General features: G+C 73.3%; 8 protein-coding genes. 2 read left to right on the top strand and 6 right to left on the bottom strand.

From position 1 onward, the window contains the following. Nucleotides 1-10: 10 nt before the first annotated feature. Nucleotides 11-817, bottom strand: a complete 807-nt coding sequence (gene ppk2, locus AB4030_RS15175; RefSeq protein WP_442280044.1) for a polyphosphate kinase 2 — start codon at nucleotides 815-817, stop codon at nucleotides 11-13. A gap of 116 nt (nucleotides 818-933) precedes the next feature. Here ppk2 and AB4030_RS15170 point away from each other — a divergent pair, with 116 nt between their 5' ends. Next, entirely contained in the window at nucleotides 934-1,203 is a 270-nt protein-coding gene (locus tag AB4030_RS15170) for a mycoredoxin (protein WP_442280043.1), read from the top strand. Between the two features lie 16 nt (nucleotides 1,204-1,219). On the opposite strand, the gene nudC is transcribed toward AB4030_RS15170, so the two are convergent. Continuing rightward, a complete protein-coding gene (gene nudC / locus AB4030_RS15165; protein ID WP_442280042.1) occupies nucleotides 1,220-2,212 on the bottom strand; it encodes an NAD(+) diphosphatase in 993 nt (330 codons plus the stop codon). 119 nt (nucleotides 2,213-2,331) lie between these two features. Here nudC and AB4030_RS15160 point away from each other — a divergent pair, with 119 nt between their 5' ends. Continuing rightward, a complete protein-coding gene (locus tag AB4030_RS15160; RefSeq protein ID WP_442280041.1) occupies nucleotides 2,332-3,795 on the top strand; it encodes a phosphotransferase in 1,464 nt (487 codons plus the stop codon). A 134-nt stretch (nucleotides 3,796-3,929) separates the two neighbouring features. On the opposite strand, the gene AB4030_RS15155 is transcribed toward AB4030_RS15160, so the two are convergent. The 4 genes from AB4030_RS15155 to AB4030_RS15140 form a co-directional block, all read right to left on the bottom strand. Then, nucleotides 3,930-4,763, bottom strand: coding sequence for a hypothetical protein (locus AB4030_RS15155; RefSeq protein ID WP_442280040.1), 834 nt, complete (start codon nucleotides 4,761-4,763; stop codon nucleotides 3,930-3,932). Then, nucleotides 4,760-5,710: an ATP-binding cassette domain-containing protein gene (locus AB4030_RS15150; RefSeq protein WP_442280039.1), complete on the bottom strand. Its 951-nt coding sequence runs from the start codon at nucleotides 5,708-5,710 to the stop codon at nucleotides 4,760-4,762. The genes AB4030_RS15155 and AB4030_RS15150 overlap by 4 nt, the downstream gene beginning before the upstream one ends. Nucleotides 5,711-5,893: 183 nt before the next feature. After that, nucleotides 5,894-9,340, bottom strand: coding sequence for an ATP-dependent helicase (locus AB4030_RS15145; protein WP_442280038.1), 3,447 nt, complete (start codon nucleotides 9,338-9,340; stop codon nucleotides 5,894-5,896). Further along, nucleotides 9,337-12,567 (bottom strand): ATP-dependent helicase, encoded by a 3,231-nt coding sequence (locus AB4030_RS15140; protein WP_442280037.1) that lies wholly within the window; start codon nucleotides 12,565-12,567, stop codon nucleotides 9,337-9,339. Before AB4030_RS15140 ends, AB4030_RS15145 begins: the two co-directional genes overlap by 4 nt. Between the last annotated feature and the right edge of the window lie 85 nt (nucleotides 12,568-12,652).

Raw genomic sequence — 12,652 nt, 5'->3', positions numbered from 1 at the left:
GGTACTGCGCTCAGGAGTGATCACCCTTCGAGGTGGCCAGCACGCGCGCGGCGTGGTCCGGCACATAGTTCTGCTCGTGCTGCGGCGGGCGCTCGTAACCGCGCGGGGCCGGGCGCTTCGGGACGCGGGGTACGTCGGGGGCCACGTCGGCATGCGGGATGGAGCTGAGCAGGTGGTGCATGACGTTGACCCGCGAGCGGCGCTTGTCCTCGGACTCGACGACGTGCCACGGCGCATGGTCGGTGCTCGTCTCGGCCATCATGATGTCCTTCGCCTCGGAGTAGTCCTCCCACCGGGTGATCGACTCGAGGTCCATCGGCGAGAGCTTCCACTGGCGCATGGGGTCCTTGGCGCGGGAGCGGAAGCGGCGCTCCTGCTCGACGTCGGAGACGCTGAACCAGTACTTGCGCAGGATGATGCCGTCGTCGACGAGCATCTGCTCGAAGACGGGCGCCTGCTCGAGGAAGCGGGAGTACTGCGCGTCGGTGCAGAAGCCCATGACGCGCTCGACGCCGGCACGGTTGTACCAGGACCGGTCGAACAGCACGATCTCGCCCGCGGCGGGCAGGTGGGCGATGTAGCGCTGGAAGTACCACTGCGACTTCTCGCGGTCGGTCGGCGCCGGGAGCGCCGCGATGCGGGCGACGCGCGGGCTGAGGTACTCGGTGATCCGCTTGATCGCCGATCCCTTGCCGGCGGCGTCGCGACCCTCGAAGACGACGACGACACGCTGACCGGTGGCGCGCACCCACTCCTGGAACGCGACGAGCTCCGCCTGCAGGCGACGGACCTCGGTCTCGTATACGTCGAGGTCCATCCTCCGGGGTCGTTTTGCACGGCGTTTGGCCATGGGGTCATCCTTGCACCGAGGGACGACGCCCGTGGCCCCCGTCCCCAAGGCGACACCCCGCGCACAGGACGACAGAGGAACCGATGCCAGACACCAGCCAGGTCAGGCCCGACGAGGGCTCGATCACGATGTTCACGACGACGTGGTGCGGCTACTGCACGCGCCTCAAGGGCCAGCTGACCCGCGAGGGCGTGCCGTTCACCGAGATCGACCTCGAGGCCAACCCCGAGCACGTCGACTTCGTCGAGCGCGTCAACGGCGGCAACCGCACCGTCCCGACGGTCGTCTTCCCCGACGGATCGGCCGCGACCAACCCGTCGCTCGCGGAGGTGCGTTCCCGCCTCGCCGGCTGACGAGCCCCTCGCGGCTTCAGAACCCTCCCGCGCGTCCGGGCGGCAGCACGGACTCGACCGTCTGGCCCAGCCAGTGCTCGATGATGCGCTTGGCGATCGAGATGCCACTCGGGGTGCGGATCGTGTCGCTCAGCAGCAGGTCACGGTACTCATCGCGCGTCACCCAGCGTGCCTCGGCCATCTCGACGGGGTCGATGGTCAGCTCCGTCTCCCGGGTCGTGGCGGCGAAGCCGATCATCACCGACGACGGGAACGGCCAGGGCTGGTTGCCCAGGTAGCGAGCCCCGTCCACGGTGACGCCGACCTCCTCGGCGACCTCGCGGGCGACCGCGGCCTCGAACGACTCCCCCGGCTCGACGAAGCCGGCGAGCACCGAGAACCGCCCCTCTGGCCAGTGCGCTCCACGGCCGAGCAGCAGTCGGTCGTCGGGGTCGACGACCGACATGATGACGGCGGGGTCGGTGCGTGGGTAGTGCTCGCTGCCCTCCCGCTCGCACCGCCGCACCCAGCCCCCCTGGGTGGGCTGGGTGGGCGCGCCGCAGCGCGGGCAGAAGCGGTGGGTGGCGTGCCAGTTCGCCAGGGCCAGGGCGGTCGTGAACACCCCGGCGTCGCGCGGCGCGAGGGCCTCCCCGGCCTGCCGCAGGGTGAGCCAACCATCGGCCGCCGGGTCGCTCGCGCCGTCTGCCGGACCGCTGCCGACCTCACGGGTCACGACGCCGACGTATGCCGTGCCGTCCGCGTCGCGCCCCAGGTGCAGTCCCAGCCCGGCGTGGTCCGCGGCCTCGGGGGCGCGGAGCGCGAGCTGGAGAAGGCCGTCGCCGGTGGCGCCGTCGCGACCGTCGCGCGACGGTGCCACGCGCATCCGGTCGCCCCGGATCTCGGCGACCCTGGTGCGAGGGTCGTCGAGCAGCTCGGTGAGGATCTCGGGACGACGGCGCTCGAGCGCCACCCGGCCCAGCGCGCTGCGCGAGAGCGCCAGATCGGCCAGGGTCTCGTCGGTCAGTGCCACACGGCCACCCTAGAGGGCGCGCTCGCGTCATCCTGTAGGGGCCGAGCGCCGCGGGCCGAACGGACGACGGCGCGCCTCGCCTCCCACGCTGGGCGGGTCGTACGACCTACGGTGGTGTCGTGACACGCAGCCCTCTCTTCCTCGCCGCCCTGGCGAGCTCGGCCGTGCCGGGCCTCGATCCGGTGACGGTGGAGGGTGTGCCGGGCGAGCCGGGCGACCTCTTCGAGATCGCCTACGTGCAGGACAGCCAGGACCGCCGGTGGGTCGTCAAGGCGCCGTGCACCGCCGCCGCGGGGGCGATGCTCGATGACATCTCCGCGCTCTCCGGGCTGCTGGGGCGTCGGCTCGACGTGGCCATGCCGATGGTGCGGGGCTTCGCTCCGGTGCCCGAGGGGCGGGCCACCGTGTACCTGCGCGTCCCTGGCCGCCCGCTGGACTTCGCCGCTCTCACGCCGGGGCCCCTGACGGTCGAGGTCGGCCGCACGCTCGCGCACATCCACAACGTGGAGCACCTGGTGTTCGAGGAGGCCGGTCGCCCGTCGTACGACGCCGAGGCGCACCGCCGACGCCAGCTCTCCGAGCTCGACCGTGCCGCCGCCACGGGGCACGTGCCGACCGGCCTGCTCACCCGCTGGGAGCACGCGCTCGAGGACGTCTCGCTGTGGCGCTTCGCCCCGAGCGCGGTCCACGGCACGTTCACCGGCCAGAACGTCCTCGCGTCGTTCGACGACGACAGCGACTCGTCGACCGGCCACGTCCGCGGAGTCCTGGCCTGGGAGGAGAGCCGCGTCGGCGACCCGGCCGACGACTTCGCCGAGCTCGCCAGTGTCGCCCCGCCGGCGACGCTCGACGCCGTCCTCGAGGCCTACGCCGCCTCCCGCATCGAACGGCCGGACGTCCACCTCGTGCGGCGCGCCCGCCTCGCAGCCGAGATGACGCCCCTCCGGGCCCTGCTGCACGCCCTCTCCTCGGGACAGCTGGACGTCGTCGAGCGCACCGCCGAGCAGCTGCGGACTCTCGACGCCCGTGTCGAGGCGGCCGACCGCCGTCACGCCCGGGAGGACGCCGAGCGCAGCGAGCGCACCAGACAGGCCCGTGAGCAGGCCACCCCCGTGCTCGATCGCGAGGACCCCGCCCGCCAGCGGGCTGAGCCACCCGAACCCGAGTGGGACGCCACCCAGCCGCACGCGCCCTTCCCGATGCTCGGCGAGACCCAGGCCATCTCGATGACGGACCTCGTGGACGACCGGCGTGCGGGCGGTGACGAGGGCAATACCGGGGAGGCATCTGCCGCCGCGCCGCCAGATGCCCACACCGACCCGTCGGGGACGACGACGCCCGACCCCGCACCGACACGCGCCGGCGCCGAGTCGGCGTTGCCCGTGACCGACACCGACGACCCGGACCTCGAGGACTCGCAACCCGTCCCTGTCGTCGCGGCGGACCCTGACGCGTCACCATTCGAGATCGACGAGGTCGAGGCGCTGCCCGAGGACGCGGACGGAGTGCTCGACCTCCACGAGGGCGCCTCCGACTTCGTGCCGGTCCCCAAGCCCGATCACGCCCATCAACCCCCTGGCTGAACACGCACGCCCGTGCGACACCGGTTCCCGGTTGACGCGGTCGCCGATCAGCCCGAGGGTCGCGCCGAAGGCTTGCCGGGCCAGCGACTGCGCGGGAGGATCGCGCTCGTCGCCGTCACCGTGGGCATAGGTGGTCAGGCGTCGCGCCGCCGCAGGCGGATCGCGGCCAGGCCCAGGATGACGGCGGCATACCCGCAGAAGAGAGCGAAGCCGGCCCACGGAGCCAACGCGGCCGGGTCGGCGTGCACGTGGGTGATGCCCTCCCCGACCGTGCTGGGCAGGTACTTGTCGATCGGGTCGGCCCACGACGCGGGCAGGAAGCGCACGATGATCGGGAGGACGAACAGCACGCCGAACAGGGCGGAGATGCCGCCGGCGGTGTTGCGCAGCAGGGCGCCGAGGCCCAGGCCGAGCAGGCCGACCACGGTCAGGTACAACGCGGCCCCGAGCACGGCACGCAGCACGCCCGGGTCACCCAACCCGGCCTGCAGGTGCTTGGCCCCCAGGATCGACTGCCCGATCAGGAACGCGCCGAGCACCGAAGGGACGGTCAGCACCAGCGTCACGGCGGCGAAGACCGCGGCCTTGGCCCACAGCACGGGCAGACGGGACGGGACGGCCGCAAGGGTCGCCCGGATCATCCCGGTTGCGTACTCACCGGTGACGAGCAGGACACCCAGGACGCCGATGGCCAGCTGTGCGAGGAAGATGCCGGCCAAGCTGCGCGAGGTGGGGTCGAAGCCGGCCGCCTCACGAGGATTGTGTGGCGGCCAGTGCGCGACGGTCACGGACGGCACGAGGATGGAGAGCCCGACGATGAAGACGACCGCGGCGAGCATGGAGAGGATGGTCGAGCGAAGGGAACGCAGCTTGGTCCACTCCGACAGGACAACCCGCGCCTGGGTGACCTTCTTCTGAGGCGACGTGCGTGGACGCAGCGCGGTGCTGCTCGTGGTTGCAGTGCTCATCGGTTCGCTCCGGCGGTCTCGAGAGCGCTGCCGCCCTCGGTGGTCGTGGCGCCGTGGTACTCGACGGCGTCCTTGGTCAGGTCCATGAAGGCCTCCTCCAGCGAGGTCTGCTGGGCGGACAGCTCGAGCAGGGTGATACCGGCGCCGCCGGCCGCGAGACCGATCTGGTCGGTGCTCAGCCCGCTCACCTCCAGCGCGTCGCCGCCGGTGCTCTCGACGGTCACGTTCGGCCCGGCGAGTACCGTCGCAAGCGCGTGAGGGTCGGTCGTGCGGACCCGCACCCGGTTGCCCGAGGAGCTCGCGATGAATTCCTGGACACTGGTGTTCGCGATCAGCTTCCCTCGTCCGACGACGATGAGGTGCTCGGCGGTCTGGGCCATCTCGCTCATCAGGTGCGAGGAGACGAACACGGTGCGCCCTTCGGCGGCCAGCGACTTGAGCAGGTTGCGGATCCAGCGGATGCCGTCGGGGTCGAGACCGTTGACCGGCTCGTCGAGGATGACGGTCTGCGGGTCACCCAGCAGGGCCGAGGCGATGCCGAGCCGCTGCCCCATCCCGAGCGAGAAGCCCCCGGCCCGCTTCTTGGCGACCTCGCGCAGGCCGACCAGGTCGACCACCTCGTCGACCCGCCCCCGAGAGATGCCGGCGGTCTGGGCCAGGGCCAGCAGGTGGTTGAACGCGCTGCGGCCCGTGTGGACCGACCGCGCCTCCAGCAGGGCGCCCACTTCGTGCAGCGGGGCGGTGTGCTCGCGGTACGCCTTCCCGTTCACGCGGACAGTGCCCGCGGTGGGAGCGTCCAGTCCCAGAATCATGCGCATCGTCGTGGACTTGCCGGCGCCGTTGGGGCCCAGGAACCCGGTGACCACCCCTGGCTTCACAGTGAAGGTGAGGTCGTCGACGGCGGTTTTCTGGCCGTAGCGCTTCGTGAGACCCAGGGCCTCGATCATGGGTAGCTCTTTCGTCGTCAGGTTGGTGGACCGAAGGACAAGGCATCCGAGGAGCTTCCTGATGCTCACGCTGACTGGTCCCGCACGGCAGAGTGCCCACCGAACCGGCAGGCCCCCGCAGGGTGCCCGATCCACCTGTGCGCAGACTGTGGCCGCGCGGACCGAAGGCGCCCGCGTAGGTCCCTAGTCGGGGAGGGTGCGCAGGAGGTCGACGAGCGCCGCCTCGCCCGGGAGGTCGGGACGGACGGTGACGCCCTCCCCCGCGTAGTAGAACGCCGCGTCGACGAGCGACGGGTCGACATCGCGCAGCCGGGCGAAGGCGACGGCATACGCCCCGAGCTGGAGGGCACGGACGGCGGCATCTCGCCCGGTGGGCCGGGCACCGGTCTTCCAGTCGACGACCGTCCACCCCCCGTCGTCGCGGGGGAACACGGCATCCACACGACCTCGAACCGCGATGCCGTCGATGATCGTCTCGATCGACATCTCGATCTCCTCGGGGATGCGATCGGCCCACTCACTGGCGAGAAAACGCTCCTTCATGGAGTCGAGATCGCCGTCGTCGGCAGCGCCCTCGTCGGCGCTGCCGGGCAGGTCGAGCAGGTCGACGAACGCGGCGCGGGAGTAGTGCTCCTCGATCCAGGCGTGGAAGGCGGTGCCCTGGCGGGCGGCGACCGCCGGCGGGCTCGGCATCGGACGGCGGAGGGACATCGCGAAGGCCTCGGCGTCACGGGCCAACGACACGACCGCTGAGGCCGAGAGGTGACGTGGGACGTCGACGACCGGCTCACCCCTCGATCGCCGTGCCGCCTGCTCCGCGAGGAGGATGCGCAGGTCGTCCACCCGCGGATCTCCTTGCGGCACAGTGGGCCCGGCCTCGGCCAGCGAGATGATGCGACGGTGGACGTCGATGAGGGCGGCGCGTCGGGCGCCCATCGGGTCGTGCGGCCACAGCTGCGAGACCGGGACGGCGAGGTGCGGGTTGGTCGGTGCCGCCGCCTTGCCCTTGTCGTCCACGACGGGCTCGGGTGCGGGAACCCAGACCGTGCGCACGACGGCATCCGGGAGGGAGTCCTCGACCTCGGTCAGGAAGCGGGACGGCACCGACAGCGTCTTCTTCGCAGCTCCCCACAGGTGTGTGGTCAGCAGCATCGAGGATCGCGCCCGCGTCAGCGCGACGTAGGCGAGGCGACGCTCCTCGGCGACGGCGTGGCGGCCGCCCTCGAGGACGAACGCATCGATGGCGGCGCTCAGCGTCCTGCGGTCCGGGACTCCGCGCCAGTCCAGGTGCGGCAGGCCCGCCCGGTCACCGCGCAGGTCGTAGGGCAGCGAGTCGAGCCCCACGAGCCAGCCCTTGTCCTTGACGTCGCCGGAGCAGGCGTATGCCGTGGGGTCGCTGTCCGCGACGGGCGACACCGCGGTCGCGCCGTGGGCGGGGAAGACGCCCTCGACGAGGGTGGGGATGGCGACCACGTCCCACTCGAGTCCCTTGGCGGCGTGGACGGTGAGCACCTGCACGGCGTCCGCGTCGGACTCGGTGTGCCCGGCATCGAGTCCGCGCTCCTGGTCGCGCGCGGCGTCGAGCCAGCTGAGGAAGCCGGAGAGCGTGGGGCGATCGGCAGTGGTGGCGTAGCGGGCGGCGACGTCGGCGAAGGCGTCGAGGTGCACTCGCGCCGTCGACGCGGTGTGCTCGGGACGCGAGAGCACCTCGATGTCGAGCCCGATCGCGACCTCGGCCTCGGCGACGAGGTCGACGAGCGGCAGCGCGGTGAGGCGGCGCAGGCGCCGCACGACGTCACCGAGGTCGTGCAGGCGGCCGAGGGCCTCGTCGCTGATCCGGGCGCCGTCGCGGGCGGTCCACCCGGCCCGGGGCAGCTCGTCGAGGGCCTCGACGAGCGTGGCCGTGTCGGCGCTGTCGGCCGCGAGGTCGGACCCGCGGCGGTCGGCGGCCGGATCGGCGGCGCCTGATGCCGTCGGCGCGTCGACCGCCTGCTCCGTCGTGGTCGACGGCGTCGGATCCGGCACCGCGGACGCGTCGGGAGCGGTCGGCACCGCTCCCGGGCGAGGGGTCCTGGAGTGCAGCTCGCGCGCCCAGGCCCACAGCCCGGCGAGGTCGGCCGCCCCGAGGCGCACGACAGGACCGGTGAGCAGGCGCATCAGCTGGTCACCCCGGGTCGGGTCCTGCACGACCCAGAGCGCTGAGACGAGGTCGCTGACCTCGGGGGTCACGAGCAGGCCGCCCAGGCCGACGACCTCGACGGGGAGCTGGCGGCGCCGCAGCGCCTCGAGGACCAGCGGGAAGGTCGAGCGCCGACGGCACAGCACCGCGGCGCTGCGGCCGGTGCGGCGCCCACTGGGGCTGAACCAGTGCGAGGCGATCCAGCCGGCCAGGTGGTCGGCCTCCTCCTCCGCGGTCTCCAGCCGGGCCACCGCGATCGAGCCGACACCGGCGCCGGGGCGAGGCCGGAGCGGTTGCACGTGCTCGGTCGCGAGCGGCGCCGCGACGGTGTTGGCCGCGTCGAGGATGAGGGAGTCGTTGCGCCAGCTCGTCGAGAGCGGGAGCACGTCGGCAGGGCCTCCATCGCCCGCGAACTCGGAGGGGAAGCGCAGCAGCGTCGTCGCGCTCGCTCCGCGCCACCCGTAGATCGACTGGTTCGGGTCGCCGACCGCCGTCAGTGCGACTCCGGGGTGGTGGAAGAGCGAGCGCAGCAGCTCGAGCTGGGCCTCGGAGGTGTCCTGGAACTCGTCGAGCAGCACGGCCCGGAACCGCTGCCGCTCGGTCTCTCCGACGGCCGGGATCGAGCGGGTCAGACGCGCCGCGATGGCCATCTGGTCGGCGAAGTCGAGGGACTCGCGCTCGCGCTTGAGGGCGAGGAACGCCTCGACGATGGGCAGAACCGTGCGCCGCTCGCGCAGCACGGCCACGGCGTCGCGGGCGGCCGTGAGCGAACCGCGGCCCTCGCCGTCGGGCAGCGCGTCCAGTCGGGCGAGTACGGCATCGAGGTGCTCCATGACCTCGCCCGGGGTGCGTACGTGCTCGGCCATCTCACCGGCGAGCGCCATGACGGCCTGGATGACGGTGGCCTCGCTCTTGACGACGTCGTCCATCGGGCCGTCCCACCGGGACACCGCCTCGGCGGCGAGCTGCCAGGCGCCGGCCTCGGTGAGGATGCGGAACTCCGGCTCGATGCCCACGCGGAGCGCGTGCTCGCGGACGAGACGGCCGGCATACGCATGGTAGGTCGAGACGGTCGGGGTGCCGCCGAGCACCTCTGCGCCCGTGCCGTCGTCAGCGGGCGGCGTCCAGATGCCCGCACGCTCGAGACCGCGCAGTCGCTTGGCGATGCGCTGGGAGAGCTCGGCCGCGGCCTTGCGGGTGAAGGTGAGGCCGAGCACCTGGTCGGGGTCGACGAGGCCGTTGGCGACGAGCCACACGACGCGCGCGGCCATCGTCTCGGTCTTGCCCGAGCCGGCGCCCGCGACGACGAGCAGGGGGCGGGCGCCGGCCTCGATGACGGCGGCCTGCTCGGCAGTGGGCGGCGGCATCTCGAGCGCCGTGGCGATGTCGAGCGCGCTGTGCTGCACCGCCGTCGCGCGGCCGGTCGCGTTCGAGGCCTCGATGGTCGTCACAGCGCGTCCCCCTCGGGCTGGACCGGGCACGAGGATCGCACCGGGCAGGTCTCGCACGCCTTGCCCTGGGAGGCACGGAACTCCCCCGCGCCCATCCCCTCTGCGGTCTCCTCGACCAGGGTCCGCGCCCACGTCGGGTCGGTGCTGCCGGCGAGCGGCGGTTGCGGCAGCACGCTCGGCTTGAGTCCCGACAGGCCGCCCTTGCCGATGAAGACGAGCGCGGCCCCGGCGCTGCGCTCACCGAGGTCGGGGAAGCCGCCCTCCTCGACGGCCACCTGGTAGGCGCCGAGCTGTCCGTGCTCGGCGAGCTCGGCCTTGGTCGGCTTGGACTTGCCGGTCTTGAGGTCGACGATGCGCAACCGCCCCTCGGCGTCACGTTCGATGCGGTCGACACGGCCGGCCACGACGGCCCGACCGACCTCGACCCGGAAGCCGGTCTCGATGCCGACACGCTCCCACTCCCGCTCGGCCCCGTCGCGGTAGGCCGCGAACCGGGCCACCATGTCGTGCGCCTCCTGGTGGGTGCGGTCGGTGACCCAGCCCGGCTTGAGCCCGAGCCTGCCCCAGCGCTCGTCGACCTCGCGCTTCAGCTCGACGAGAGGCGCATCGGGCAGCTCGGCGATGATGTCGTGGACGAACGTGCCGACCGACGCGGCGCCGAGGGACACCCCTTCACCCCCGACCGACGTGAGGAACCAGCGCAACCCGCACTCGGAGAAGTAGGTGACCTTCGACGGAGACACGGGAACGGGCTCGTCGGGCCGGCGCACCGGGCGCTCGCTCGTGACCGACCGCAGCGCCCACCACGACCTCGGGTCGGCGCCGCGCACCCCTTCACGGGCCGCCACGGCGAGCAGGTTGAGGGCCGGCTCGGCGACGGCCGGATCCGGGTCCACCGCCTCGCGGCGGAGCTCTCCGACGAGTCCCGGCAGGGTCATCGTGCGGGCGACCTCGGAGTGCGGGCGCACCTCGTCGGCGAGGCGGGTCGTCGCCGGTGGATCGACGAGGTCGAGGTAGACGGAGGGCTGCTCGTCCTCGTTGCCGACGGCGGTGACGAGAAGTCGCTCGGTGGCCCGGGTGACGGCGACGAGGAAGAGGCGCGTCTCGTCATAGCGCACGGCGGCCTGCGCGGCCCGGAAGCCGAGGGGTCGCTGCGCCACGACGTCGACGAGGTCCTCGGAGCCGAGGACGGAACCGCGCAGGCGCAGGTCGGGCCAGACGCCCTCCTGGACGCCGGCGACGACGACGATGCGCCACTGTCGGCCGGCAGCGGTCTGCGGCGTCAGCAGCGCGACGCGACCGCCCGACTGTGCGCCGACGAGCAACGTGTCGCCGGGGACGTCCTGCCCCTGGATGTGCTCGAGGAAGGTGTCGGGCCCGGCGGTGGGCAGCCGGTCCACGAAGGCCCCCGCAGCGTCGAAGAGCGCGAGCACCGCGTCCAGGTCGCGGTCCGCGCGCTCGCCCGACGCCCCGCCGGAGAGCGCCTGCCGGCGCCAGCCCTCGGCGACCCCGGCACCCTGCCAGAGGGCCCAGAGCACGGACTCGGCCGTGACCCCGCGGGCCCAGCGGCCGTCGTCGTCCACCCGCGCAGCAGCGGCACCCGCGGCCAGCGCCGTCGCGATGCGCTCGGCAGGTCGCGCGGTCGACCCGAGCGTCCGGGCCCGCGGCGGCGACTGGAGCAGCTCGGCCAGCAGCTCGTCGCTGGACCGTCCACCACCAGCGGCGAGCTCGTCCTGTCGCAGGAGTCGCCGAAGCCGCCGCAGTCCGACGGTGTCGGACCCGCCGACCGGCGAGAGGACCAGGTCGGCCGCCCTGACCGGGTCGATGGTGTGGGACTCGCCGCGATGCTCGGCACGCGCGATCTCGATGCTCTCCTCGAGCAGGTGCAGGAGTGGTCTGACCGCGCTCTCGTCGCGCACCGGGGCCTCCGCGCTGCCGGCCTCGACCGGCACCCCGGCCTGACCGAGGAGCCGGCGCATCGTGTCGGCACGCCCAGAACCGCGGACGACGACGGCCATGTCGGTCCACGGCACGCCCTCGACGAGGTGGGCGCGTCGCAGCAGGGCCGCGACGTGCGCCGTCTCCTGCGCGGCCGACCGCAGCAGCGCCACCTCGACGGTGCCGCGTGCCGGATCGTCCGTCGCCGGCGTCATCCGTCGCTGCTCCCCGCCGCCGAGAGCCCCGATGCGGCGGGACACCCGGTCGGCCACTCCGGCCATGGCTGCCCCGAACCGGTGCGTGCGGTCCAGGACGACGGTCTCGCCCTCGTCGCGGTCGTCGAGCAGGTCGAAGAGGCCGCCGACGAAGCGCGGGTCGCGCCCGGAGCCGGCGAGGTCGGTCCACCCGTCGGCGAGGAACCGCGGGTCGGCGCCGCGGAAGGTCTGGACGGCGACGTCGGGGTCGCCGATGAGGACGACCCGCGGCCCACCGGGACGGGCCACGACGCGAAGCAACCGGGCCGCGGCGGAGGTCAGCTCCTGGGCCTCGTCGACCACGACGAGACGGATGCGCTCGTGGAGGCGGTCGAGGGCCGACGGGTCCTCGTCGAGCAGCTCGGCGGCGGCCGTCAGCACCCAGGCGGGGTCGTAGGACCCGTGCCGGGTGAACGAGGTGACCTGGTCGTACTCCCGCAGCACGTGCGCCGCCGCTGCCCACTCGGGCCGGTCGTGCTCGACGGCGAGCCGCGTCAGGTCGTCGGGCCCCTGCCCGAGCTCGACCGACCGCATGAGCAGGTCGCGCAGCTCGTTGCGGAAGCCGCGGGTCGTCAGGGCCTCCCGGAGCTCGTGGGGCCACTCCGGCCCCGTCACCTCTCCGGAGGCGTGCCCGGCGAGCAGGTCACGCAGGATGACGTCCTGCTCCGGGCCGTTGAGCAGGCGAGGCGGTGGGTCGCCGCGCAGGGCCGCCTCGGCGCGCAGCACGCCGAAGCCGAACGCCTGCCAGGTGCGCGCGAGCGACTCCGTCGACGTGCCGCCCAGGCGCGCGGTGACCTGCTGGCGCAGCGCGGCTGCAGCGCTGCGGCTCGAGGTCAGGACGAGGCACGAGTCGGCGCGCAGCCCCTGCTGTCGGACGGCGTCGACGACGAGCTCGACCGCGAGGGTCGACTTGCCGGACCCGGGCCCGCCGAGGACGCGGAGCACGCGTGCGGACGAGTCGAGAGCGGCCTGCTGGCGGTCGTCGAGCCGCACCCGCACGGGGGCGAGGGCAGGAGCGCGACGGAGGATGACCACCGGAGGATTCCATCACGCCCGACCGACACCGCGCTCGAGGCGATCGCGTATGCCGTGTGCCCCCTCACGCGCCCGCGTCCCGTGC

This window comes from Terrabacter sp. 2YAF2, assembly GCF_052114705.1.
Taxonomy (GTDB): domain Bacteria; phylum Actinomycetota; class Actinomycetes; order Actinomycetales; family Dermatophilaceae; genus Terrabacter.
Note: the sequence above shows the minus strand (reverse complement) of the source record. Positions and strands in the feature narration are given on the sequence as shown.